We start from the raw sequence: 21,691 nt of genomic DNA on the forward strand, positions 1-21,691 counted from the left end.
ATAGTAAACGGAGAGTTATCCGCCGACTGCACCCATCGGCCGGGCGCACTCGGCACCTGGACTTCCCTATTTCAAGAAAAACACAGGGAAATCATGGGGATATATGGTTATTTGTTGTTAAGGAAAATTGCTCGGATTTGAGACAAGTCGATTGCAGAACGGTTCGTTTCGAATTTGCCTAAAATTTGAGGAAAATTCTCTCTTTGCCCGCAAGCCGTCCTTTGCGCCTGTGTGCCAAAATCCTGCCTACAAAAGAGGTCATGCCATATGGATGCATGATCCGGTCACGACGAGAGGGCAAGGGCATGGTCTTCCTCATAAGAATGGCTTTCTGGTTTTCGCTGGTGCTGCTGGCGCTGCCATTGAGTGTCGGCCCCGATGAAGCGGGGCATGAAAGCGTCGGACCGATCCAGGCCTTGTTTGCGGCACGCGAAGCGGTTGGCGATATCGCCGGCATTTGCGAACGCAAACCCGATGTCTGCGAGACCGGCAAGTCGGCGATGCACACCATTACCGCCCGCGCCAAGGAGACCGCCAAGATCGCGGCAGCGATGATGGACGACAAGTCCGCCGCCGGCCCCGACACGTCGACGATGACCGGCAGCCTGCCCGAAGGAATCGTCTTGCCCGAGACCGTCAACCTGCCGCCTCAGAATTAAGCCGTTTCGACGGCGCACCGCGGACTGTCTGCCCTCTCGACGCCCGCGGTGTCCTTGTTTTTTCCGTGACGCGGAGCCGCCGCGTGACTATATCCCAGACATGACCACCACGATCCAGACGATCCGCGACGACTTCTCGTTCCTCGAGGAATGGGAAGACCGCTATCGCTATGTCATCGAACTCGGCGAGGCGTTGCCGCCGTTTCCGGACGAGCAGCGCAGCCCCGCCAACAAGGTGCCGGGATGCGTCAGCCAGGTCTGGCTGACCACTGAACGCGGAGCTGGAGCCGATCCTGTCATCACCTTCACCGGCGATTCGGACGCTCATATCGTGCGTGGGCTGGTCGCGATCATGCTGGCGCTGTTTTCCGGCAGGACCGCCAGCGAAATCCAGAAGACCGATGCGGAAGCGACATTGAAAGAACTCGGCCTCGACGAACATCTGTCGCCGCAGCGCGCCAACGGCCTTCGCTCGATGGTCAAGCGCATCAAGCGCGACGCCGAGGCAGCGCTGAAGCAGACCGCCTGACGCTTCCCGACCCGATCCGCGCGTCGCGGCTCGCAAAAATCAAACGGCGCCTGAAGGCGCCGTTGATGTCGATCCGATCTGGCTGGCAGCGATTACCGCGCTTTGCGCTTGCGGCCGAGACCCATCTTCTTGGCGAGCTGGGACCGGGCAGCTGCATAGTTGGGTGCAACCATCGGATAGGTCGGGTCGAGGTTCCACTTTTCGCGATACTGGTCCGGCGTCAGGTCATAGTGGGTCATCAGGTGGCGCTTCAGCGACTTGAACTTCTTGCCGTCTTCAAGGCAGACGATGTAGTCGTCATGAACCGACCGCTTCGGGTTGACCGCCGGCTTCTGCTTGTCGGCAGGCGGCTGTTCGGCGGTTCCGCCCACACGCCCGAGTGCGGCATGGACATCGGATATCAGGTTCGGCAGTTCGCCGACCGGCACGGGATTGTTGCTGACATAGGCGGCCACCACATCGGCGGTCAATTCGATCAGCGCATCGCTGTTTCTGGAAGGTGTTTCGACAATATCCATGGTCTTCGGTCCCCAACAAGAGTTACATCGATCTGCGCCCTTTTTTACAAGCAGGGCATCGCACGAATTTTGTGCAGGTAGAGTTTCTACGATTCGTGTCGCGGGCACATCAATGGGCGTGCAGACCAAGTAAGTCAATTCACCCCTCGCGCTATATTGAACGATATTGATCAAATGTTCCGCGATCAGCTTCAATCTTTCGTGCATTGTGTAATTTATCGATATTTCGCGTTCCCGTCGGCGGCAGCTGACGCAACGTCAGATCGCCGTTACATTCGTGGCAACTCACGAAACGGGTTTTAATGTTTGATCTTGCTTGGCTATCGCTCGAGAAATATTGGTTGTTCGCATTTGCCCACAAAACCACAGGTTGCCGTGGTCATACACAAGCAATCAGGCGACATGCCAGTCATCCGACCGATCGGCTGATTGCTGCCGCGTCAATCAATGCGGGATGATGTATTTGCCATAGGCCCAGCCGGTGACGAAATTGCCGTTCTGGACCGGATCATGCCAGACTTCGCACCAGCGATAGCGAATCTTTTGTGCCTGCTTCCATGCCGGCTGGTTGGCGATGTCGAGCAGGTTTATTCCGCCGGTGCATCGCCCGGTCATCTGCAGAACGGTACCGTTCGGATATCCCGCCTGCTTTTGGGATGTGCCCGAAGGGTATTTGCGTACATTGAGCGTGTCGCCGAACGGGACATTGGCCACTTGCCAAGCCGCGAATACGGTCGCATGAGACTGGCCGGCAAAGCCCAGAGTTAGCGAAGCAACGGCGAAAGCCGCAGCAGTCCGAGACCAAATAGTCATCATCTCTCCTCCCGGCTCATCTCCTGGAGCCGACACAACCCATACGCTCCGGCTCTTGAACCTGCCCTGATCGGCGTGTTCATTTGCCATTCAAGATATTTCTCCATTCGAGATGGCCCTTCAAGATACTGGCCCATTGAAGATACTGGCCCATTGAAGATACTGGCAAAGCGAGACGCAATGACAAAGACATCCATATTTCCGATCGTCAGCCCGCCAACGCCCGAGAAGCGGCCGGTTTCCGACACGCATCACGGCATCACGCGAACCGACGACTATGCCTGGCTGCGGGCCGATAACTGGCAGGAGATGTTCCGCGACCCGTCATTGCTCGATGCGGGGATCCGCGCAGAACTCGAGGCGGAGAATGCCTACCAGTCGAAGCTGATGGCCGATACGGTCGAACTGCAAAAGCAGCTTTTCAAGGAGATGAAGGGCCGTATCAAGGAAGACGATTCTTCCGTGCCGATGAAGGATGGGCCCTATGCCTACGGCTCGTCCTTTAAACTTGGTGGCGAGCAGCCGCGCTATTTCCGCATGTCGCGCGACGGCGGCGCCGAGCATATCCTGCTCGATGGCGATGCGGAGGCCGCGGGCAAGGCCTATTTCCGTCTTGGCGGTGTGGACCATTCGGCCGACCACGCCAAGCTGCTATGGGCATTCGACGACAAGGGCTCCGAATTCTACACGCTTCGCGTGCGTGACCTTGCCGATGGCAAAGAGCTTGCCGACCAGATCCCCGACACCGGCGGTTCAGGCGTCTGGAACGCAGGCAATGACGGCTTCTTCTACACGCGTCTCGATCCCAACCATCGCCCGTCCAAGGTACTGTTCCATGCGCTGGGCGACAGCCCGGACAGCGACCGGCTGATCTATGAGGAAACCGATCCCGGCTTCTTCATGAATGTCGACGGCACCCGCAACAACGAATGGATCATGATCGGCATCAACGATCACGAGACTTCGGAATACCGCCTGATGCGCGCCGACGATCCGTCTGCCGAACCGAAACTGGTGTCGCCGCGCGAGGTTGGCCTTCAATACGAGCTGGAAGAAGGCGGCGATATCTTCTTCATCCTGACCAATGCCGACGGCGCCAAGGACTTCAAGATCATGACGGCGCCGGCGAGCGATCCCGTGCGCGCCAACTGGCAGGAACTGGTGCCGCACGAGCCCGGCCGGCTGATCCTGTCGGTGATCGGCTTCAGGGACCACATGGTCCGGCTCGAACGCAAGGAAGGCCTGCCGCGCATTGTGGTGCGCGACCGTATCAGCGGCGAGGAGCATCTTCTGTCCCTCGATGAGGAGGCCTTCTCGCTCGGCCTGTCGGGTTCCTATGAGTACGACACCGAGATCATGCGCTTTTCCTACTCGTCGATGACGACGCCCGCGCAGGTGTTCGACTATAACATGCGCACCCGCGAGCGGGTGCTGCTGAAGGCCCAGGAAGTGCCGTCCGGCCATGATGCGGACCATTATGTCACGCGGCGGCTGATGGCGCCGGCCAGCGATGGCGAACTGGTGCCGATCTCGCTTTTGCATCATCGCGACACGCCGCTGGACGGATCCGCACCTTGCCTGCTTTACGGCTACGGCTCCTATGGCATCACCGTGCCGGCCGCCTTCAACACCAACTGGTTCTCGCTGGTCGACCGCGGCTTTGTCTTCGCCATTGCTCACGTTCGCGGCGGCAAGGACAAGGGCTATGGCTGGTACGATGACGGCAAGCGGGAGAACAAGATGAACACGTTCACCGATTTCATCGCCGTCGCGCGCCATCTGGTCACGGAGCGTTACACGGCGCATGACCGTATCGTCGCGCAAGGCGGTTCGGCCGGCGGCATGCTGATGGGTGCCGTCGCCAACATGGCGCCGGATTGTTTTGGCGGCGTCGTCGCCGAGGTTCCTTTCGTCGATGTGCTCACCACCATGCTCGATGCGACCCTGCCACTGACGCCGCCGGAATGGCCCGAATGGGGCAACCCGATCGCGTCCGCCGACGACTATCGGACGATCGCTGCCTATTCGCCCTATGACAATGTCTCTGATCACGACTATCCGCCGATCCTGGCGCTGGCCGGTCTCACCGATCCGCGCGTCACCTATTGGGAACCGGCCAAATGGGTGGCCCGGCTGCGCGACCGCAAGAGCGGCGACAATCCGGTTCTGTTCAAGATCAACATGGATTCCGGCCATGCCGGCGCTTCCGGCCGGTTTTCGCGGCTGGAAGAGATCGCCTACACCTATTCCTTCGCGCTGAAAGTGATGGGCAAGGCGCAGCTTACGGGAGCAACCAACCAATGATCGACCTGACCACCCTGATCGCCTACATCGCGGTCGTGCTCGGCTTCGTCTTCATTCCAGGCCCCGCCACCCTGCTGACGATCGCCCGGGCAACGAGTTCCGGAACCAAGGTCGGCATCGCGACGGGCGCCGGGATCGCTGCCGGCGACGTCTTTCATACCGTCATGGCCATGATCGGCATCTCGGCGATCATCGCCGCGTCGGCGACGCTGTTCAGCGTCATCAAGTACATCGGCGCGGCCTACCTGGTTTATCTCGGCATTCGCGCGATCATCGAGAAAACACCGGCCAACCCGGCGGCCGGTGCGCTCGCAATCTCCGCCGGCAAGGCGTTTCGACAGGCTGTCCTGACCGAAGTGCTCAACCCCAAGACCGCTCTGTTCTTCCTCGCTTTTCTGCCTCAGTTCGTGCGGCCTGAAAACGGATCGGTGATGCTTCAGATGACCGTGTTGGGGGTCATCTTCGTCATACTGGGCCTTTTCAGCACGGTCGTCTTTGCCGTGAGCGCTGGCCGGCTCGGCACGTTCCTGCGCCGAAATCCGTCGGTGTTGCGATTGCAGGGCAAAGTTGTCGGCGGCATCTACTGCGCTTTGGGCGTCCGTCTGGCGCTGCAGCAACGCTGACTCTGGACGATAATCGACGCACCCTTTCCAGAGGGCTGGGTGTCAGGACTTTTTGAAGCTCCCGTCGCTCATTTTCACTCGCAATTGCGACGACCGCGCGCTACCCAGTGCGCGGCTTTTCCGGCCTGACAGCCTCCAATCGCGTAAAGGTTCATTATGCTGCTCGTCGACGTCTATCTCGACAAATCACCCATCCAGGGAATCGGCGTCTTTGCCAAGAACCACATTCCTCGCGGTACTCTGATCTGGAAGTTAGACCCAAGGTTCGATCGGCTCATCGAGGTCGAGACTTATGAGCGGGCGGCCGGCCCGGTGAAGAGCTATCTCGACCGCTACTCCTATCCTGACCGCCGCGATCCGAACTACATCGTCTTCGAAGCCGACGACGCGCGCTACATGAACCATGCCGACGAGCCTAATTGCGACGTCTCCTCACCCGAGGAGAGTTTTGCGCTGCGCGACATCGCGCCTGGCGAAGAGTTGACCTGCAACTACAACCATTTCTTCGAAACGGGCTTCGATTTTCTCGGTGACCGCCACCTGTCATCCGCAGACTCGGTCTAGACTAGTTCGCCCTCTTGCGGGCCGGATAGCCGTTTGGATGCGCGGGTATCGCCTTGAGATAGGCGGCGATGGCAGCACGGTCCTGCGGCGCCAGCTCGGCCATGTTTCGCTGCACGTCGACCATGGCGCCGCCGACGGAATCAAAATCGGGCGTGAAGCCGGTTTCGAGGTAGTTGACGATGTCGGCTTCCGACCAATCGCCTATACCGCCCTCGCCCGATGTGATGTTCGGCACGACGCCGCTGCCTTCGGCAGCCACCGCACCGGCCAGCCACACGTTCTTTTTCGTACCACCTGCGAGGTCGCGCGGCGTGTGGCATTCGCCGCAATGGCCCGGCCCCTCGACCAGATAGCGGCCGGCCATGACCGGATCGGGCGTGCCAGCGGGAAATGGAACGACCGGCTGGTCGCTAAGATAGAGCAATTTCCACAGGCCGATGCCGCGACGAATGTTGAAGGGAAAACCGAGCGAATTTGCAGGCGTCTTGCCGGCGACGGCCGGCAGCGTCTTGAGGAAGGCATAGAGATCGCCAATATCGGCCGGATTCATGCGCGCGTAGGACGCATAGGGAAACGCCGGATAGAAGTGTCGGCCCGAAGGCGACACGCCCTTCAGCATGGCATTGGCGAGGTCCTCGACCGACCATGCGCCGATGCCGTCCTTGGCGTCTTGCGAAATGTTGGGCGGCACGAAGGTTCCGAACGGCGTCTTGAGCTCGAGACCGCCCACGAGTTGAAGCCGCGCATCGCCCTGTGAGCCCGGCTTTGCATGGCAGGATGTACAACCGCCGGCATAAAAAATGCGCTTGCCCCTGGCTGCGTCGCCAGGACCGAGCTTGGCCAGGGTCTCCCTGTCGAGCCTCACCGGCGCCGACCCGACCCACCCGGCAACCGCGCCGACGCCGCCGAGGATGACGATGGCGCCGACGAGTTTCTTTAGCCAGGACATCGCCCGCTATCAGCCTTTTTTCACCCGGTAGGTCTGGTGGCAGGTGCCGCAATCGGAGCCGATGGCGCCGAATTGCGCCTTCAACGCATCAACGTCGGCAGGAGCGGCAGCGGCCGCGGCCTTGACGTCGGCGACATATTTGGCGTTGGTGGCCTTGAAGCCGGCCATGTCTTCCCAGATCTTCGGCGACGCAGTGGTATCGCCGCCCGTGTCGCTGCCCGCCGGAAACAGCGCGTCTACGTCGACTTTCTCGGCATTCGCATGCAGCGCCTGCAGCGCCGTCAGCACCGCGGCGGCATCAAACGGCTCCTCGCCCTTGACCACTTTCGACAGGCCGCCGACGATCTTTCCACGTTCCTTCATCAGTGCCTGCCGGTCGAGGATCGGGTCGGCAAAGGCCGCCGAAGCCGCGAGTGCGAGCACAGAGATGGCGATAACAAGCTTTCTCATTCAATTGGCTCCATGATGAAGGCATTTCGGGACAGGACGTCAACGGATGCTACAGAGGGAAAATTCCCTTCCCCCTGATGATTTTTGCCGGACCTTTGCTCTTGCGGGACGCAGAAAAGAAAAGCCCCGGGTGATACCGGGGCTTCTGGAAATCGATCACTTCGCCTTTTCGTACAATTCCAGGACATGGTCCCAGTTGATCAGGCTGTCGACGAACGCCTCGAGATATTTCGGCCGGGCGTTGCGGTAGTCGATGTAGTAGGAGTGCTCCCAGACATCGACGCCGAGGATCGGCGACGCGCCATGGACGAGCGGGTTTTCGCCGTTCGGTGTCTTGGAGATCGCCAGCTTGCCATCCTTGACCGAGACCCAGGCCCAGCCGGAGCCGAACTGTGTCGTGCCAGCGGCAATGAAGTCGGCCTTGAACTTGTCGTAGCCGCCGAGATCGCTATCGACTGCCTTCTGCAAGGCGCCCGGCAGCTTGTTGCCGCCGCCGCCTTTCTTCATCCACTTCCAGAAATGGATGTGGTTGTAATGCTGGGCGGCATTGTTGAAGAGGCCGGCATTCTTGCCGAACGACTGCTTGACCACCTCTTCGACCGACAGATCGCCCAAGCCGGCCTCGGCGGCGAGTTTGTTGCCGTTATCGACATACGCCTTGTGGTGCTTGTCGTGGTGATATTCCAGCGTCTCTTTCGACATGTAAGGCTGCAAGGCCTCATAGTCGTAAGGCAGAGCGGGCAATTCAAAGGCCATGGATAGTACTCCCTCGTGGAAAAATCCGGTGTCGATACCGGAGTAAGATAGGTCTGGAATGGGTTGGGACAACTCCGGATGAAGCGTCGATCGCCTTTTTATCCGCTCAAACAGCAGAAGTCGAATGCGCCCAATCCCAATAGAGTTCGCGCGCTTTTTTGGCCACCGGCCCGGGTTGCAGATTGCGATCCTCGATGCGCGTGATCGGCACCACCTTGGAATGGTTCCCGGTCGAAAAAATTTCGTCTGCTTCGAGGAAATCGCGCACCGACAGCGTATTTTCCGTGGTCCTGAAGCCATATTCGCCGAGCAGCGCTATCGTGCGCGAGCGGGTGATGCCGGACAGGAAGGTGCCGTTCGGCGCAGGCGTAAAGACGTGGCCGTCCTTGACCAGGAAGATGTTCGAGGTTCCGGTCTCGGCGACGTTGCCCAGCATATCGAGCACCATTGCGTTGTCGAATCCGCGCATCTTGGCTTCGAGAATGGCCCTACCGTTGTTGGGGTAAAGGCAGCCGGCCTTGGCGTTGGTCGGCATGGTTTCAATGGTCGGACGCCGGAACGGCGACACGGTCACCGAAAAGCCAGTCGCCGGAATCATCGGTGATTCATAGAGGCAAAGGCAAAAGCGCGTCGAGGCGGGATCGGCCGGCACGCCCATATAGCCGCCATGCTCGGCCCAGTACATCGGCCTGATATAGACCGCCGTCTTGCCGTCGAACTTCTTCAACCCATCCCATGTCAGCCCGACGATCTTGTCGGCGCTCATGTTCGGCTTCAGGCCGAGCGCAATCGCCGAGGAATTCACCCTGGCTGCGTGGAAGTCGAGATCCGGCGCCACGCCTTCGAACCAGCGGCCGCCGTCAAAGACGCTGGTGCCGAGCCACATGGCGTGGCTGCGCGGCCCCAGAATGGCGACGTTGCCTTCGTGCCAATCACCGTCGACGAAAGTCCATGTCGTGGATTGCGCCGCAGCCGCCAGTGTCATCATCTCGTCCCGTCTCAATCGGTCTCGTGTGACAGCCATTGGAAGATGCTTTGGCGGGCGCCGTCAACCGGCATCATGGAGTTTTGTTGAGGCCAGTGCCGGGGCGCAATGCAATCAAAGCTTGCACCTTGTCGCGCCTGCCCTCAAAACTGCTGTCATGCAATACACCGCCTATGTCTTCGACGCCTATGGCACGCTGTTCGACGTGCATGCCGCCGTACGCCGTCATGCCGACCGGATCGGGCCGGACGGCCAATTGCTGTCCGAGATCTGGCGCGCCAAACAGCTCGAATATTCCTGGGTGCGCACGCTGATGGGCGCCTATGCCGATTTCTGGCAACTGACCGAACAGGCGCTCGATTTCGCCTTGCGCAAGGTTCCCTCGGCCGACGCCGGTCTCAAGGCGATATTGCTGGATGCCTATTGGCGGCTCGATTGCTATCCGGAAGTGCCGGCCGTGCTCAAGGCGCTCAAGGCTTCGGGAGCGAGGCTGGCGATCCTGTCCAACGGCTCGCCCGAAATGCTGCAGGCGGCGGTCAAATCCGCCGCGCTTGACCAGGTTCTGGACGATATCTATTCCGTCGATACGGTGCGGCGCTTCAAGACCGATCCGGCGGTCTACGACATGGTCGCCACCGGCTGGCGCCTCTACCCCGGCGCGGTTTCCTTCCAGTCGTCCAATCGCTGGGACATTGCAGGCGCCACCAAATTCGGCTTTCGCACGGTGTGGATCAACCGCTCCAACCAGCCCGAAGAATACCGGGACTTCCCACCGGCCCTGATCCTGCCGTCGCTCGAAGCCCTTGTGCCCGGCAGCTAAGAGACCTGTGTCTCTGGCGCCACAGTAGCAGCCTGGTCACAGCTTCGCCTTTCTTTGCCCACGTTCGGGCCAGAATCGGAACCGCCTATCGCCCCAGGTGTTGTCAGGCACCCGCGTAACTGTCGGCGAATTCACGCTTTGTTGCGATTTGAGACTTAAAGAAGGCAACCATGTCCATAACCGAAATCGAATCTTTTCGCCTGAGCCGTCGCGGCTTTCTCAATGCCGCAGCCCTGGGCGCCGCTTCGATCGCGGTTTCCGCATGCGCCACCACCGGGCCGGGTCCGGTCGAGCCGCCGCCACCAACCTATGTCGAGCCGCCTCTGGCGGACTATGTGACGATGTATGCAGCAGTCAGCGACGGCGGCTTCGATTTGCCGGCCATCCCAGTCGACAAGATCGATCCGCAATTCCTGCGTCAGATCGTTCCCGACCCGACGGGACAGAAGCCGGGAACCATAGTCGTCGATACGACCGGCCACTTCCTTTATCTGGTTCGTCCAGGCGGTCAGGCTATACGCTACGGTGTCGGCCTTGGCCGCGCCGGCTTCGAATGGTCCGGCGACGCCGTCGTTCAGTGGAAGCAGAAATGGCCAAAATGGACGCCGCCGGACGAAATGATAGCCCGCCAGCCGGAACTGAAACCCTACAGCGCCGACAATGGCGGCATGCCCGGCGGCCTGAAGAACCCGCTCGGTGCACGCGCGCTCTATCTGTTCCAGGGCAATGTCGACACGCTCTACCGTCTGCACGGCTCGCCGGAGTGGCGCTCGATCGGCAAGTCGGTGTCGTCAGGCTGCGTGCGTCTGATGAACCAGGACATTATCGACCTCTATGATCGCGTGCCCTCGAAGACGCCGGTCATCGTGACCAGCGACGCCAGCCAACCCATGGTGGCGACGGCCAACCGACAGGCGATCCCGATCGATGCCGGCGTGCCGGACGGTTCGGTGCTGCTTGGACCGGTCAAGGCGATCACGAATTCGATTTTCTGAGCTGACTAGGCAGCGGCGCCCGCTGCCTCCAGTCACCGCCCGCGCGACAAGCTCCCCAGAATGCCGCGCACGATTGCCCGACCGACCGAGGAGCCGACCGAGCGCACCACCGACTTGATCGCCGCCTCTGCGACCGTCTGGCGGTTGGACGGGCGCGGTGCAGATGTGCGCCTGCCACCGGATTGCGGCGCGGGATCGTCATTGCCGAAGCCCGGAATGGTCCAGCGCGAGCCGCCGCTGCCGGCCTGCTGGGCCTGCTCTTCGGCATCCTGCGCGTCCTTGGCCTTTTTCTGCAGCATTTCGAAAGCCGATTCGCGATCGACGGCCTGATCGTACTGGCCGGCGACCGGGCTTTCTTGGATCAGCTTTTGCCGCTCAGCGGCCGTTATGGGCCCAAGCCGCGAGGATGGCGGGCGGATCAGTGTCCGCTGCACCATGGACGGAACACCCTTGGCTTCCAACGTCGAGACCAGCGCCTCGCCAGTGGCAAGCTGTGTAATGGCGGTCATGCAGTCGAAATCGGGATTTGGCCGGAACGTTTCGGCCGCCGTCCGGACTGCCTGCTGCTCGCGCGGTGTATAGGCGCGCAGCGCGTGCTGGACGCGATTGCCGAGCTGGGCCAGGACTTTTTCAGGGATATCCAAAGGGTTCTGGGTGACGAAATAGACGCCGACGCCTTTCGAGCGGATCAGTCGGACGACCTGTTCGACGCGATCGATGAGCACCTTGGGTGCTTCGTCGAACAGAAGATGGGCCTCGTCGAAGAAGAACACCAGCTTCGGCTTGTCGGGGTCGCCAACTTCCGGCAGCACCTCGAACAGCTCCGACATCAGCCATAGCAGGAAGGTCGCGTAGAGCCGCGGATTCATCATCAGCTTGTCGGCGGCAAGCACGCTGATGGCGCCGCGTCCGTCGCGGGTGGTGCGCATGATATCGGCGATACGCAGTGCCGGTTCGCCGAAGAAGTTTGCGGCCCCCTGCTGTTCGAGGACCAGCAGCGTGCGCTGAATAGCCCCGACCGATGGCTTCGTCACGTTGCCATAGCGTGAGCCGATCTCGTCGGCGCGCTCGGCGATGTTGGCGAGCAGCGCCTGCAGGTCCTTCATGTCGAGCAGCAGCAGACCTTCCTCATCCGCCAGGCGGAAGGCGATGTTCATGATGCCTTCCTGCGCCTCGGTCAGGTTCATCAGGCGCGACAGCAACAACGGCCCCATTTCCGAGACCGTGGCGCGGATCGGATGACCCTGCTCGCCGAACAAGTCCCAGAAGATAACGGGAAATTCCTGGAAGTCATACGGATCGAGCTTGACCTGTTCGGCCCGCTTGACGAGGAAATCCTGTGCCGTGCCCATCATCGCGATGCCCGACAGATCACCCTTGATGTCCGCGCAGAACACCGGCACGCCGGCGTTGGAAAATCCTTCGGCCAGGATCTGCAAGGTGACGGTCTTGCCGGTGCCGGTGGCGCCGGTCACCAGGCCGTGACGATTCCCATATCGCAGCAACAACTGCTCGGCACGCTGATAGCTGTCGTCGGGCTTTCGGCTGGCGCCGATGAAAATACTGGTCTCGTCAGCCATATGTCCGGTCTCCGCAAACTGATGTGTCTAAAGCCAGTGGCCTTGCCGCAGGTATAGTGAGGCCATTGCACAGCGACAATGCCATTCGTCCAAATCGGGGCCATTCGTCCAAATCGGCCCCATCGTTCAGATCGGGTTTTTGGAGCTTGCGGATTTTGCCGCTGTTTGGCAATCGTCGTCCACGCGGACTGACCTATATCTGATGGATCGAATCCGGTCTCTGAAAGCGCATTGCATTGCGATATCGGACCGGGGACCGTAGACTGAACCGCTCCCGGCTGGTGCGGCCGCATGAAACGAGGAGGACGGATGGGCGCCGGAGCCTTGATCCAGGACGTGGAACCCGAGAACACCGAGCGTCAGCGATGGCTCGCCTTGGCGGAAAAGGCATTGGCAGGCGCTTCCTTCGAGGAAAAGCTGGTCTCGCACAGCGACGACAACATTCGTATCGAACCGCTCTACGACCGCAGCACCGCGGCGGAACCGATCGTGCGTACAAACCCGAAATCGCCGTGGATCGTCAGCCAGCGCATCGACGATCCGGACATCGACCGTGCCAGAAGCCAAGCGCTGGAGGATGTTGCACAGGGTGCCACGGGATTGTCGCTGGTCTTCGAAGGGGCGCCCAACGCGTTCGGCTACGGCTTGCCGAGAACGGCGGAGGCGCTGGAGGCAGTGCTGGACGGCATACCGCTCAACCGCATCCAGGTTCGCATCGACGCCCATCCCTGGAGCCGCGCCGTGGCCGACTGGTTGGTCGCGTTCCTGAGCAAGCGGCGATCGGACCCGGCAAAGCTCAACCTCTCCTTCGGCATCGATCCAGCGGCGATCTTCGCGGGAACCGGTCGGCTGCGCATGTCGATCGAGGCGCTGCAGGCCTCTATGCCACAGTCGCTGGCGCACTTCTTCGCGATGGGCGTTCCGGGCGTGCTGCTGGAAGCTGACGGGCGCGTGTTCCACAATGCCGGCGCCACGGAAGCGCAGGAACTTGGCATCATGCTGGCTTCGGCTGTCTCCTATCTCAGAATGTTCGAGACGGCGCGGCAGCCGCTTGTCTATGCCGCACCCCATATCGGTTTTGCGCTCAGCGTCGACCAGGACCAGTTGCTGTCGACGGCCAAGATGCGAGCATTGCGCAGGCTATGGGCGCGGGTGCAGGAGGCTTGTTCGATCCCGACATCCACCGCCAATATCCATGCCGAGACGTCGTTTCGCATGATGACGGCGATGGATCCGGAGACCAACATCCTGCGCACCACCATTGCATGCTTTGCCGCGGCGTGCGGCGGCGCCGATTCGATCTCCATCCTGCCGCACACGATCGCGCATGGTCTGCCGGCGGGTTTTGCCCGTCGTGTTGCCCGCAACACGCAGCTGATCATGGCCAATGAAAGCCATATCGATCATGTCACCGATCCCGCCTATGGTTCCGGCGCCGTCGAGGCGTTGACCGCGGAGTTGTGCGAGTTGGCGTGGACGGAATTGCAGACGATCGAAGCCGAGGGCGGTGTCCTGTCCAGCCTTCAGGACGGACGCATCCAGAAGCGCGTCCACGCAGCTGCGGAGCAGCGCAATGCAGCCTACCGCACAGGCCAACGGGCCATCATCGGCACCACGCTCTATCCATCGAAAGACGAACGTCCGGTCGAGACGCTGGCGGCGGAACGGCGGCCGGCCTTCACCGAAGGCGTTGCCGTCTGCGAGGCGCTGTTTCCAGTCCGCATCGACCAATCGATCGGAGCCGGCTCTTGATCCCGGACTTCGGCCAGATCGGCTGGGTCCCGCCACGCCGCGCTCCCGTCGAGGTCAAAGGCCAGCGGACCACGCCGGAAGGGCTCGTCGCCAAGCATCTGTACAATCAAAGCGACCTCAAGGGGTTGCCGCATCTCGACACCTATCCCGGCCTGCCGCCCTTCGTGCGCGGCCCCTACCCGACCATGTATGTCCAGCAGCCCTGGACCATCCGGCAATATGCCGGCTTCTCGACGGCCGAAGAATCCAACGCATTTTACCGACGCAACCTTGCCGCCGGTCAAAAGGGCCTGTCGGTCGCCTTCGATCTCGCCACGCATCGCGGCTATGACAGCGATCATCCGCGCGTTGCCGGCGATGTCGGCATGGCTGGCGTCGCCATCGATTCCATTCTCGACATGCGGCAGCTCTTCGACGGCATTCCGCTCGGCGAGATGACGGTATCGATGACGATGAACGGCGCGGTGCTGCCGATCATGGCGCTCTACATTGTCGCGGCGGAAGAACAGGGCGTTGCGCAGAAAGATCTCGCCGGCACCATTCAGAACGACATTCTAAAGGAGTTCATGGTCCGCAACACCTACATCTATCCGCCAAAGCCCTCGATGCGGATCGTGTCGGACATCTTCTCGTACACATCGAAGAACATGCCGAAGTTCAATTCGATATCGATCTCCGGCTATCACATGCAGGAGGCCGGCGCGACGGCCGACCTTGAACTCGCCTATACGATCGCCGATGGCATCGAGTATGCCCGCGCCGGCGTCGCGGCGGGCCTCGACATTGACCGCTTTGCGCCGCGCCTGTCCTTCTTCTGGGCCATCGGCATGAATTTCTTCATGGAAGTCGCCAAGCTGCGGGCCGCGCGCCTGTTGTGGGCGACCCTGATGCAGAAGAATTTTTCGCCCAAGGACGAGCGCTCGTTGTCGCTGCGCACCCATTGCCAGACTTCTGGCTGGTCGCTGACGGCGCAGGATCCCTACAACAACATTGTCCGCACCATGATCGAGGCAATGGCTGCAACGCAGGGCCACACCCAATCGCTGCACACCAATTCCTTCGACGAGGCGATGGCGCTGCCGACCGACCATTCGGCGCGGATCGCCCGCAACACCCAGCTCATCCTGCAGAAGGAATCCGGCACCACGCGCATCATCGACCCGTGGGGCGGTTCGGCCTATCTTGAACGGCTGACGCATGATCTGGCGGCGCGCGCGCTTGCCCATATCGAGGAGGTCGAGGCGCTCGGCGGCATGGCGGCGGCGACCGAACAGGGCATTCCCAAGCTGCGCATCGAGGAAGCTGCCGCGCGCACGCAGGCGCGGATCGATTCCGGCGAGCAGATGCTGGTCGGCGTCAACGCCCATCGGCCCGAGACCGACATCGAGGTCGACGTGCTGAAGATCGACAATGCCGAGGTCAGGGCCCGGCAATTGTCGAAGCTGCAACGGCTGAAGGGCACGCGCGACGTCGCCGCCGTCGAAAGCGCACTCGATGCGCTGACCCGTGCCGCGCAAGGCAATGAAAACCTGCTGGAATTCGCCATCCGAGCCGCGCGCGCCAATGCAACGGTCGGCGAGATTTCATTCGCGTTGGAAAGGGCGTTTGGGCGCCACGTCGCTACGGTGCAGACCATTTCCGGCATCTATCGCAAGGCGCTTGGCGATCATCCCGTGGTCGACGGGCTGCAGGACAAGCTTGACGCCTTCGAGAAGAAGACCGGCGGCAAGCCGCGCATTCTCGTCGCCAAGATGGGCCAGGACGGCCACGACCGTGGCCAGAAGGTCATCGCTACGGCCTTCGCCGATCTCGGCTTCGACGTCACCGTCGGCGCGATGTTCCAGACACCGGATGAGATCGCCAGGCTGGCGGTCGCACAGGACGTCCACATCGTCGGCGCCTCGTCGCTGGCGGCGGGACATCTGACGCTGATCCCCGAACTGCGCGACGCGCTTAAAAAGCTCGGCCGCGGCGACATGCTGATCGTCGCCGGCGGCGTCATCCCACCGCAGGACTATGACGCGGTGCGGCAAGCCGGCGCTGCGGAAATCTTCCCGCCGGGCACAGTCATTCCAGAGGCAGCGGATCGCCTGCTGGACCGCCTGCTGGCCACGGACTAGGACTGCTGCATCTCTGAAAAGGTTGTGCTAGACTGACACTGCAACCAAGGTGCGGTAACCGTGAAGACGAACATCCGCAAGCTCGACGACGGATCAGATGCCCTGATCTTGCCACGGGAAATGCTGGACAGCTTGAATCTGCAATCGGGCGATCAGCTCCAGATCATCGAAACTGATCACGGCATCATTTTAAGACCGGTGGCCGACAGGTTCGAACGGCAGATGAAGGCCGCGCGCGAGGTCATGGACAAATATCGGGTCGGGCTTCAGAAACTCGCCAAATGACCCGCCAATCAGTGCGGCGGATTTGAGACGTCCTAGCTCTCGGAGAGCTTGACGATTTCCCATTCCTTGCCGTTGACGCTGGCCACGTCGCCGATCTTCTTGCCGAACAGGGCGACAGCCATTGGCGAAACATGCGAAATGCTGCCCTTGGTGGGATCAGCCTCGTCCTCGCCGACGATCTTCCAATGCACCTTCTTGCCGTCATCGCTCTCGATCGTGACGCCCATGCCGAAGCGCACAACGTCACTGCCCGGCTCCGGCACCGAGAGTTCGGCGCTTTCGCGCCGGGCGGTCCAGTAACGCAGATCGCGCGACACGACCGCTATGCGCTCGCGGTCGGCTTTGCGTTCGGCCTTCGCCAGTATGTCGCGCAGATCGGCCAGATTTTCCTCGATCTGCGCCAGGCCGCGTTCCGTCACCAGATTGCGATGCTGGCTGACCGGCCGCTCACCGACACCGGCGATGGCATTTTCGCTGTCTTCCTCGCGGGTGAAAGCTCTGCTCATTTCCTGAACTTAGGCCCGCAGAGGCTGCTCGACAAGCCATTGTCGTTTCCGTCCAGAGGAGAGGCAAACCGTCTGGCACGATTCCTGCGACGCCAAGGTTGAACGCTGGGATTCTGTGCCGATGTTGAACAGACGAACGCTGCTGACTGGAACCGCCGGCTTTGCCGTCATGGGCCTTGCGCTCGGCAAGGCGGTAGCCGCAAGCTTGAGCGGCATCGAGAAAGCCTCGATGCGCGGCTCGATCAATGCCACCGAACTCGGCGTGCAGCCCGGCACATCAGACGATCAGAGCAAGGCCTTCGCCAAACTGCTGCGTGACGCAAACAGCCGCGACATGCCGGTGTTCCTGCCGCCCGGCACCTATGTCGTCTCCAATCTTTCGCTGCCCGGCCGCGTACGTCTTTCCGGCGTGCCGGGCGCGACGCGCATCGTTTACGGCGGTGACGGCCACCTGTTCATGGCCGAACAGGCCGACCATATCGAACTGAGCGGGCTGGTCTTCGATGGTTCGAACCGCGCGATGGGCGATTACACGCAAGGGCTGCTCGATCTGCGCCGTGTCGCGCACCTCGCCATCGACAATTGCCAGATCACCGGCAGCGGCAAGAACGGGCTGGCGCTGGAACACGCGATCGGCCGGATCGAGCGCTGTGAGATATCGGGCGCCGCCGATGCCGGCATCTATTCGGTCGAAGCCGGCGGGCTGGCCATCACGGGCAACACCGTTTCCGACTGCGCCAATGGCGGCATCCTCGTACACCGCTGGCAGGTGGCCGAAGACGGCACCATGGTCACCGGCAACCGCGTCCAAGGGATCCAGGCACGCAGCGGCGGAACCGGGCAGAACGGCAACGGCATCAATGCCTTTCGCGCCGGCAATGTCGTCATCTCGGGCAACATCGTCTCGGACTGCGCCTTCTCGGCCATCCGCGCCAACAGCGCCAGCAACCTGCAGATATCGGGCAACACCTGCTCGCGCTCGGGCGAAACGGCGATCTATTCCGAGTTCTCGTTCGAAGGCGCCATCATCAGCAACAACATCGTCGACGGCGCCGCCAACGGCATCTCGATCGTCAATTTCAACGAAGGCGGCCGCATGGGCGTCTGTTCCGGCAACATCGTGCGCAATCTGTCGACCAGCGGCCCCTACCCCGCCGACTCGCCGGGATTTGGCGTCGGCATCGGCGTTGAGGCCGACACCACCGTTTCCAACAATGTCATCGAGAACGCGCCACTCTATGGCATGCAGATCGGCTGGGGCCCGTACCTGCGCAATGTCGTCGCCACCGGCAACATCATCCGCAAGGCAGGAACCGGGATCGTCGTATCCGTGGTCGAGGGCGCCGGTACGGCCGTCATTTCAGACAATGTCATCGACGGCGCGCTGAACGGTGCGGTTGTCGGCCAGCGCTGGGCGGAGCCCGCGACAGGCGATCTCGCCTCGTCAAACGGTAGCGGCTACACGCATCTGACCGTCGAGCGCAATCACGTCACTTGAGAGTTGCCGTCGGCCTCAGCGCTCCGACTTTGGCACCGTTGCGATTTTCGATGGGCGTGTTTGCCAATTCGAGCAGCTTCGCCGCCAAGGCCTCGTCGGCACGCAACAGTTTGGCAAGGACGGCGGCAACCATGGCTTCGCCGGCGCGGCCGGCGCCATCATCGCATTTGAGTGCGATGCCGAGGCCAAGTTCCGGAATTGCGGCACAATGGACGCCTTCGGCGCCGCCCTTCGTGAAAATCCGCCCTGGTGCGGCCTCCATCAACGCGACGTCTTCGCGGCCGCTGCCGGAAACGAAGAAGGGTTCGGCCATGCAGGCGGAAAGCAGCCGCTTTGCAGCCTTGGCTCGCTCTGGGCCAAAACCTGATGTCGTGGCCATGCGGGCAAAGCCGAGCGCGAAGCTCCTGAGCGGCACCGCGTAGGTCGGGATCGAACAGCCGTCGATGGCACGCTGGTCCTCACCATGGACGGCGCCCGTCACCGACTGCATGGCGTCGCGCACCATGTCCTGCAGGCCGTGTCCCGGCTTGACATAGCCGCGATGCGCAATGCCGGCGTGGACGCAGGTGCAGAGGAAGCCGGAATGTTTGCCCGAACAATTGTTGTGCAAAGCGTTCGGCGAGCCGCCGGCGCGGGCGAGCGCAATCTCGGCGTCATGATTGGACGGCCAATGCGTGCCGCATTCGAGCGCCGATCCGTCCAGCCCAGCCTTGGCCAGCATGGATCGCGCAAGGTCGACATGTGCCGGCTCGCCCGAGTGGGAGGCGCAGGCGAGCGCCAGTTCGCGGTTGCCGAAACCATAGGCATCCGCCGCCCCGCTTTCGACCAACGGCAAGGCCTGGATCGCCTTGACCGCCGAGCGCGGAAACACCGGCTTGGCCGTATCGCCGATCTCCCACACGGGCTTGCCGTCGCCATCGAAGACCGCGACTGAGCCGCGATGCGCGCTCTCGACGATCGCGCCGCGCAAGACTTCGATCAGAACCGGATTTGTCATGTCACCTCCCGCAAATGCGGGCGGTTTATCTGATCCGGTCGAGAATGGAAACGTAGTTGGCGACCGCCGCACCGCCCATATTGAAGATGCCGCCCAGTTTTGCGCCCGGCACCTGGATGCCGCCGGCCTCACCGACAAGCTGCATGGCGGTCAAGACATGCATGGACACGCCAGTGGCGCCGATCGGATGGCCCTTGGCCTTCAGCCCGCCGGATGGATTGACCGGCAGGCGACCATCCTTGGCCGTTGTGCCCTCCAACGCCAGCTTCGCCCCCTCTCCCGGCTTGGCAAGGCCCATCGCCTCGTACTCGATCAGTTCGGCAATGGTGAAGCAGTCATGCGTCTCGACGAAGGACAGATCGTCGAGCGTCACGCCGGCCGATTTCAGCGCCCGGTTCCAGGCCTGCTCGCAGCCTTCGAAGGTCAGAATGTCGCGCTTCGACATCGGCAGGAAATCCTGGACATGTTCGTTGGCGCGGAAGGCAACGGCACGGCGCATCTTCAGTGCCGTGGCGGTGTCGGCAAGGATAAGGGCGGCGGCGCCGTCGGAGACCAGCGAGCAGTCGGTGCGCTTCAGAGGACCGGCAACGAAGGGGTTCTTCTCGCTCTCCTGGCGGCAGAACTCATAGCCGAAATCCTTGCGCATCTGCGCATAGGGATTGTCGACGCCGTTCTTGTGGTTCTTGGCGGCAATCATGGCCAGCGCATCCGACTGATCGCCATAACGCTGGAAATAGGCCTGCGCGATCTTGCCGAAGACGCCGGCGAAACCCGCGGGTGTCTCGCCGTCCTCGGGCAGATAGGACGCCTTGAGCAGGTTTTTGCCGATCTCCGGCCCCGGCGTCGTCGTCATCTGCTCCGCGCCGACCACCAGCACGATGCGAGCGGCATTCGCGTCGATGGCGCGGATGCCCTGGCGGACCGCCGCCGATCCGGTGGCGCAAGCGTTCTCGACACGCGTCGCCGGCTTGAAGCGCAGCCGGTCGTCGGCCTGAAGCACCAGACTGGCGGTGAAATCCTGCGCCGAAAAACCGGCGTTGAAGTGGCCGAGCACGATCTCGTCGACCTCGTCGGGACCGATGCCGGCATGGTCGAGCGCGTCCGTTGCCACCTTGACGATGAGGTTTTCGAGCGTTTCGCCCTCAAGCTTGCCGAAGCGCGAATGCGCCCATCCGACGATGCATGCGGTCATGGCGGTCTCCATCCTTGGCGCCGGCCTGGCATGTCGGCTCACGGCGCATTTCGCATCTATTGTTCAAAGATAAACAATCGTGCCGGTTTCGTGAAGGGCTGGAGGCGTACAATCGCTTGGTACAGCCGAGATCGGGGCCGATTTTTTTGTTGATTGACGCGTCAATAAAAAATAATCCTGTTTTCTCAAAGGATCATGGCGAGATGCCGAAAATCGGAATGGAACCGCTGCGCCGCAAGGCGCTGATCGACGCGACGATCTCGGCGATCGGCGAGCGCGGTTCGCTCGACGTGACCATGTCCGAGATCGCCGGACGCGCCGGCGTGTCGTCAGCCCTTGCCCATCATTATTTTGGCGCCAAGGACGAGCTGCTCTTGGCGACGATGCGGCACATACTGGCGGAGCTTACAGCCGATACGTTGCGCGCCCTTGGCTCGGCCAATAGCGCGCGCGAAAGGGTCTCGGCGGTGGTCGCTGTCAACTTCTCCGACATCCAGTTCCAGCCGGAAACCATCGCCGCCTGGCTCGCCTTCTATGTCGAGGCGCAGAAATCATCGGCCTTGCGCCGGCTGCTCAAGGTCTACGCGCGGCGGCTGCACTCGAACCTGATGAGCGGGCTGACCGGGATCTTGCCCAGAGCCGAAGCCGACCGCGCCGCCGAAGCGACCGCGGCGATGATCGACGGGCTCTACATCAGGCGGGCGCTGAAAGACGGCGTGCCCGATGCCGCGACCGCGATCGCGCTGGTCGAGGACTATCTCGAAACCAAACTTGGCGAGCGGCGCAAACAGTGACA

The 21,691-nt window shown here is 61.7% G+C and carries 22 protein-coding genes; 12 read left to right on the forward strand and 10 right to left on the reverse strand.

Annotated elements, in window-relative coordinates; genetic code table 11:
- Positions 1-305 precede the first annotated feature (305 nt).
- Complete coding sequence (locus AC0L2D_RS29570; protein WP_024505540.1) at positions 306-659, forward strand: DUF5330 domain-containing protein; 354 nt, start codon at positions 306-308, stop codon at positions 657-659.
- Between the two features lie 100 nt (positions 660-759).
- The gene (locus tag AC0L2D_RS29575; RefSeq protein ID WP_027162984.1) at positions 760-1,188 is read left to right on the forward strand and encodes a SufE family protein; all 429 of its coding nucleotides are present in this window, start codon (positions 760-762) and stop codon (positions 1,186-1,188) included.
- A gap of 92 nt (positions 1,189-1,280) precedes the next feature.
- Here the strand turns inward: AC0L2D_RS29575 and AC0L2D_RS29580 are convergent, their stop codons facing one another.
- The gene (locus AC0L2D_RS29580) at positions 1,281-1,706 is read right to left on the reverse strand and encodes a Ros/MucR family transcriptional regulator (RefSeq protein ID WP_013532660.1); all 426 of its coding nucleotides are present in this window, start codon (positions 1,704-1,706) and stop codon (positions 1,281-1,283) included.
- Between the two features lie 444 nt (positions 1,707-2,150).
- A complete protein-coding gene (locus tag AC0L2D_RS29585) occupies positions 2,151-2,519 on the reverse strand; it encodes an SH3 domain-containing protein (protein ID WP_013532661.1) in 369 nt (122 codons plus the stop codon).
- A 180-nt stretch (positions 2,520-2,699) separates the two neighbouring features.
- Here AC0L2D_RS29585 and AC0L2D_RS29590 point away from each other — a divergent pair, with 180 nt between their 5' ends.
- The 3 genes from AC0L2D_RS29590 to AC0L2D_RS29600 all read left to right on the forward strand — a co-directional run bounded on the left by AC0L2D_RS29590 (position 2,700) and on the right by AC0L2D_RS29600 (position 6,010).
- Positions 2,700-4,823, forward strand: a complete 2,124-nt coding sequence (locus AC0L2D_RS29590) for a S9 family peptidase (protein WP_224621031.1) — start codon at positions 2,700-2,702, stop codon at positions 4,821-4,823.
- The gene (locus tag AC0L2D_RS29595) at positions 4,820-5,446 is read left to right on the forward strand and encodes a LysE family translocator (RefSeq protein WP_224621033.1); all 627 of its coding nucleotides are present in this window, start codon (positions 4,820-4,822) and stop codon (positions 5,444-5,446) included. The genes AC0L2D_RS29590 and AC0L2D_RS29595 overlap by 4 nt, the downstream gene beginning before the upstream one ends.
- 156 nt (positions 5,447-5,602) lie before the next feature.
- Positions 5,603-6,010: an SET domain-containing protein gene (locus tag AC0L2D_RS29600; RefSeq protein WP_224621034.1), complete on the forward strand. Its 408-nt coding sequence runs from the start codon at positions 5,603-5,605 to the stop codon at positions 6,008-6,010.
- 1 nt (position 6,011) lies between these two features.
- Here the strand turns inward: AC0L2D_RS29600 and AC0L2D_RS29605 are convergent, their stop codons facing one another.
- The 4 genes from AC0L2D_RS29605 to AC0L2D_RS29620 all read right to left on the reverse strand — a co-directional run bounded on the left by AC0L2D_RS29605 (position 6,012) and on the right by AC0L2D_RS29620 (position 9,150).
- A complete protein-coding gene (locus tag AC0L2D_RS29605) occupies positions 6,012-6,959 on the reverse strand; it encodes a cytochrome c (protein WP_473543702.1) in 948 nt (315 codons plus the stop codon).
- Between the two features lie 9 nt (positions 6,960-6,968).
- Positions 6,969-7,409 (reverse strand): c-type cytochrome, encoded by a 441-nt coding sequence (locus tag AC0L2D_RS29610; protein ID WP_027162990.1) that lies wholly within the window; start codon positions 7,407-7,409, stop codon positions 6,969-6,971.
- A gap of 156 nt (positions 7,410-7,565) precedes the next feature.
- Positions 7,566-8,165, reverse strand: coding sequence for a superoxide dismutase (locus AC0L2D_RS29615; protein WP_013532667.1), 600 nt, complete (start codon positions 8,163-8,165; stop codon positions 7,566-7,568).
- A 106-nt stretch (positions 8,166-8,271) separates the two neighbouring features.
- Entirely contained in the window at positions 8,272-9,150 is an 879-nt protein-coding gene (locus AC0L2D_RS29620) for a branched-chain amino acid aminotransferase (RefSeq protein ID WP_473543705.1), read from the reverse strand.
- Positions 9,151-9,307: 157 nt separating this feature from the next.
- Between AC0L2D_RS29620 and AC0L2D_RS29625 the strand changes: the two genes are divergently transcribed.
- Together AC0L2D_RS29625 and AC0L2D_RS29630 are read left to right on the forward strand one after the other, a co-directional pair.
- A complete protein-coding gene (locus tag AC0L2D_RS29625; RefSeq protein ID WP_473543707.1) occupies positions 9,308-9,970 on the forward strand; it encodes a haloacid dehalogenase type II in 663 nt (220 codons plus the stop codon).
- Between the two features lie 170 nt (positions 9,971-10,140).
- Positions 10,141-10,965: a L,D-transpeptidase gene (locus AC0L2D_RS29630; RefSeq protein ID WP_013532670.1), complete on the forward strand. Its 825-nt coding sequence runs from the start codon at positions 10,141-10,143 to the stop codon at positions 10,963-10,965.
- A gap of 32 nt (positions 10,966-10,997) precedes the next feature.
- Here the strand turns inward: AC0L2D_RS29630 and AC0L2D_RS29635 are convergent, their stop codons facing one another.
- Positions 10,998-12,545 carry a helicase HerA-like C-terminal domain-containing protein gene (locus tag AC0L2D_RS29635; protein WP_013532671.1) on the reverse strand — a complete coding sequence of 516 codons (1,548 nt, stop codon included), beginning with the start codon at positions 12,543-12,545 and terminating at the stop codon, positions 10,998-11,000.
- Positions 12,546-12,854: 309 nt separating this feature from the next.
- Between AC0L2D_RS29635 and AC0L2D_RS29640 the strand changes: the two genes are divergently transcribed.
- From AC0L2D_RS29640 to AC0L2D_RS29650, 3 genes are read left to right on the forward strand one after another with little or no spacing between them, the layout of a single operon-like run.
- Entirely contained in the window at positions 12,855-14,297 is a 1,443-nt protein-coding gene (locus AC0L2D_RS29640; RefSeq protein WP_473543709.1) for a methylmalonyl-CoA mutase subunit beta, read from the forward strand.
- A complete protein-coding gene (scpA, locus tag AC0L2D_RS29645; RefSeq protein ID WP_013532673.1) occupies positions 14,294-16,417 on the forward strand; it encodes a methylmalonyl-CoA mutase in 2,124 nt (707 codons plus the stop codon). The genes AC0L2D_RS29640 and scpA overlap by 4 nt, the downstream gene beginning before the upstream one ends.
- 60 nt (positions 16,418-16,477) lie before the next feature.
- Complete coding sequence (locus AC0L2D_RS29650) at positions 16,478-16,702, forward strand: AbrB/MazE/SpoVT family DNA-binding domain-containing protein (protein ID WP_473543711.1); 225 nt, start codon at positions 16,478-16,480, stop codon at positions 16,700-16,702.
- Between the two features lie 32 nt (positions 16,703-16,734).
- Here the strand turns inward: AC0L2D_RS29650 and greA are convergent, their stop codons facing one another.
- Positions 16,735-17,208: a transcription elongation factor GreA gene (greA, locus tag AC0L2D_RS29655; RefSeq protein WP_224621039.1), complete on the reverse strand. Its 474-nt coding sequence runs from the start codon at positions 17,206-17,208 to the stop codon at positions 16,735-16,737.
- 121 nt (positions 17,209-17,329) lie between these two features.
- Between greA and AC0L2D_RS29660 the strand changes: the two genes are divergently transcribed.
- Entirely contained in the window at positions 17,330-18,706 is a 1,377-nt protein-coding gene (locus AC0L2D_RS29660; protein ID WP_473543713.1) for a TIGR03808 family TAT-translocated repetitive protein, read from the forward strand.
- On the opposite strand, the gene AC0L2D_RS29665 is transcribed toward AC0L2D_RS29660, so the two are convergent.
- Both AC0L2D_RS29665 and AC0L2D_RS29670 read right to left on the reverse strand, forming a co-directional pair.
- Positions 18,699-19,703, reverse strand: a complete 1,005-nt coding sequence (locus AC0L2D_RS29665) for an asparaginase (RefSeq protein ID WP_013532676.1) — start codon at positions 19,701-19,703, stop codon at positions 18,699-18,701. The genes AC0L2D_RS29660 and AC0L2D_RS29665 overlap by 8 nt on opposite strands.
- Positions 19,704-19,728: 25 nt before the next feature.
- Positions 19,729-20,895: an acetyl-CoA acetyltransferase gene (locus AC0L2D_RS29670; RefSeq protein ID WP_473543715.1), complete on the reverse strand. Its 1,167-nt coding sequence runs from the start codon at positions 20,893-20,895 to the stop codon at positions 19,729-19,731.
- A gap of 203 nt (positions 20,896-21,098) precedes the next feature.
- Between AC0L2D_RS29670 and betI the strand changes: the two genes are divergently transcribed.
- A complete protein-coding gene (betI, locus tag AC0L2D_RS29675; protein WP_013532678.1) occupies positions 21,099-21,689 on the forward strand; it encodes a choline-binding transcriptional repressor BetI in 591 nt (196 codons plus the stop codon).
- Positions 21,690-21,691: the final 2 nt, after the last annotated feature.

The sequence above is a fragment of the Mesorhizobium sp. WSM4833 genome (assembly GCF_055811095.1).